Source organism: Microcoleus sp. BROC3, assembly GCF_036702515.1.
Classification (GTDB): domain Bacteria; phylum Cyanobacteriota; class Cyanobacteriia; order Cyanobacteriales; family Microcoleaceae; genus Microcoleus.
This window is the reverse complement of sequence record NZ_JAUBTQ010000148.1, coordinates 1-2,558: the sequence shown is the minus strand read 5'-3', so window position 1 is coordinate 2,558 and position 2,558 is coordinate 1. Positions and strand designations below refer to the sequence as shown.

Sequence of the window (2,558 nt, the reverse complement as noted above, 5' to 3'; positions counted from 1 at the left end):
AACCCACATTCCGCACCCCCAACTGGCACATACGCGGATTGAGGAGGTAAAAGTGAATCATCCGAGATAATAATGAGTAAAAACACCCAAAAATTTGTGCAACTATCGCATCATGCAGTTAGGAATCCCTAAAAATTGACGTGAGGGCATGAATTAAATCTTCTTAACCCATAAAACGTCAAAAATTAGACCATTAACAACTATTAATTGCCAGCATATCGCCCGCATTATGACAATAATACATCACTGCTGATTCAACAATTATTTAAATGTAAGTTAGTTTGATCGATCAATATTCAACTTCATTTCACAACGATAAATAATAAGACCGACAGGTGACTGGAAACAAATTTAATATAGCCAACCGTTCCGATGTCAAATTAGAAACTTGCTGAATTCCTTGAATACAAACCGCATGAATTGATTGAAAACTTTGGAATATCCAGCGCAAAGTAGGTCGATTTGTTCCTGTGCCCAATTGATTTTTTACGGTTTTATTACTGAGTTGCAAGTTTTGCCTGAGTAACCTTTGACCTAAAGTATAAACCAACAAACATAAACCCATTCTTAAAGTTAAAGCCTCGATTATTTCTGGGGATTTGAGGAATACACTATCCGTAAAAAATAGCGGGTCTTTTAGGAACCCAAACCCTCTCTCTGCCGACTGCTGTTCCTTATATTTTACAATCATTTCATCAGGACTTAATTGCTCTGCATCCAGCACATTAGTAGCTAAGATAAATCTGCCACTAGCTTTGGTTATTCGGGCTACCACATTCGCATCTAGTTCTAGTTTTGCTTGAACTTTAAATATCAAGCGAGAGCTAGAATTGTCATGAGAAATGGTCGAATTAGTAGCGGGTTTTACTGTAGTTTGGTCGCAGGTAATTTGGGTTAAATTATGATATTTTAGTTGTTGAGATAAACGATTTGCTGCTGCGGAGGCATCTGCCGAACAAGCAAATTCAATATTTGATAACTCTCGCAACTTTTTCTGACCCTCAATTTCAGCTTTTTTGAGGTTTTTTTCTAACTTACGTTGGTCAGCATCACGACGCAAACTGCTCTCTACTACTAACCATCTTTGTGCAATTCCACCATAATTACTTTTGTGTTCTGACCAATGATATCCGGTCACTGAGCTTTGATGAAATTCTGATTCATTTAGCTGAGATACCAGTTGCTGCGCTTGTTTCAGGCGAGCGTGGTACACGAGTTAACCATTTTAAATTGGTTAACATTTCTAAGTTGGGGGCACTATATAAGTAGGTCGGCGAAAAAAAACAAAACTATGTTAAGATAGATAAAGAAAGGTATAGCTCTAGTAAGGTAATTAATATATGGGCGCTCGATTAAGAGTATTTCTGACTCAAAAGCAAGACAAAACCCTATTAAATCTGAGAACGGCGCTCATTACCACAAAAAGTCAAAGATCGAGCAGAAGTAATCCGGTTAAATGCACATGGCTGGTATGTTGAAAAAATAGCTACTCACTTTAACTGGGCTTCACAAACAGTGAGAGCAGTCTTACATAAATGGGAAGAATTTGGTATAGAAAGCCTTTGGGAAAAACCAGGTCGAGGGGTAAAAGCCAAATGGAAAGAAGAGGATATAGAGTTTTTGGAAGAATGCTTAAAAAAAGAACCCCGTACATATAACAGTTTTCAATTAGCTGATAAATTAGAAAAAGAGCGCTCGCTCAAATTAAGTCCCGACCGACTAAGACGGGTACTAAAAAAAAGGGGATCATTTGGAAAAGAGCTAGTCCAAGTCATAAAGGAAAACAAGAGCCCATCATAGCGAGAAATAAAGCAATCAGACCTAGATATGCTGGAATTAGCAGCGGCAGCCGGAGAAATTGACTTAAAATATTTAGATGAATCAGGATTTTGTGCGTGGAGTAAACCTAGTTATACTTATTACAAAAAAGGTGAGCAAAAACGCAGACAACAAACTAAAATTCGAGGTCGTAGATTAAGTATTGTGGGTCTTTTTGAACCTTTAAGTAGCTTTGTATATGGTTTGGTAATTGGAGGTGTTGATCGAAAAGCTTATATTCAGATGATGGATCAAGAAGCAGAAGAAGCGTCCCAAATGAAACGGATTAGAATTATTGTACAAGACAACGGTCCAATACACCGATGTCAGGAGGTTAAACAGTTGTGGTCAAAGTGGGAAGGTCAGGGTTTATATATTTTTTTCTTGCCTAAATATTGTTCCGAAATGAACCTAATTGAATTAGAGTGGCAACACATTAAAGAAGATGAATTAGCTGCGACATTTGTTTGAGGATGAATTAGAACTCGCCTACGCCGTAATTCATGGAGTAGAAGTTAGAGGAAAAAGAGGAAATTACCCTACACAACGTATTAAGTTCAAGTCCCGTCACCCTACTTAATATTTTGTTACATACTTATGGATTTTCCCGCCGACCTACTTAATGCACTGTCAGCTACCATTAAACTGTCGAGATTTAATTGTTTTTTAAAGTCTTGACAAATTGAGGCGAATATGGAATTATCTGATTCGTTTCCTGAAGCTACTCGTAAAAATAGTGG

2 pseudogenes are annotated in these 2,558 nt (G+C 37.5%); one reads left to right on the top strand and one right to left on the bottom strand.

Features of this window, described 5'->3' with window-relative positions:
• Nucleotides 1-307: 307 nt before the first annotated feature.
• Nucleotides 308-1,265 (bottom strand): annotated as a pseudogene (locus QUB30_RS33250) (IS1634 family transposase); the annotation flags it as partial.
• A 75-nt stretch (nucleotides 1,266-1,340) separates the two neighbouring features.
• Here QUB30_RS33250 and QUB30_RS33245 point away from each other — a divergent pair.
• A pseudogene (locus QUB30_RS33245) lies at nucleotides 1,341-2,289 on the top strand (IS630 family transposase).
• Nucleotides 2,290-2,558 lie beyond the last annotated feature (269 nt).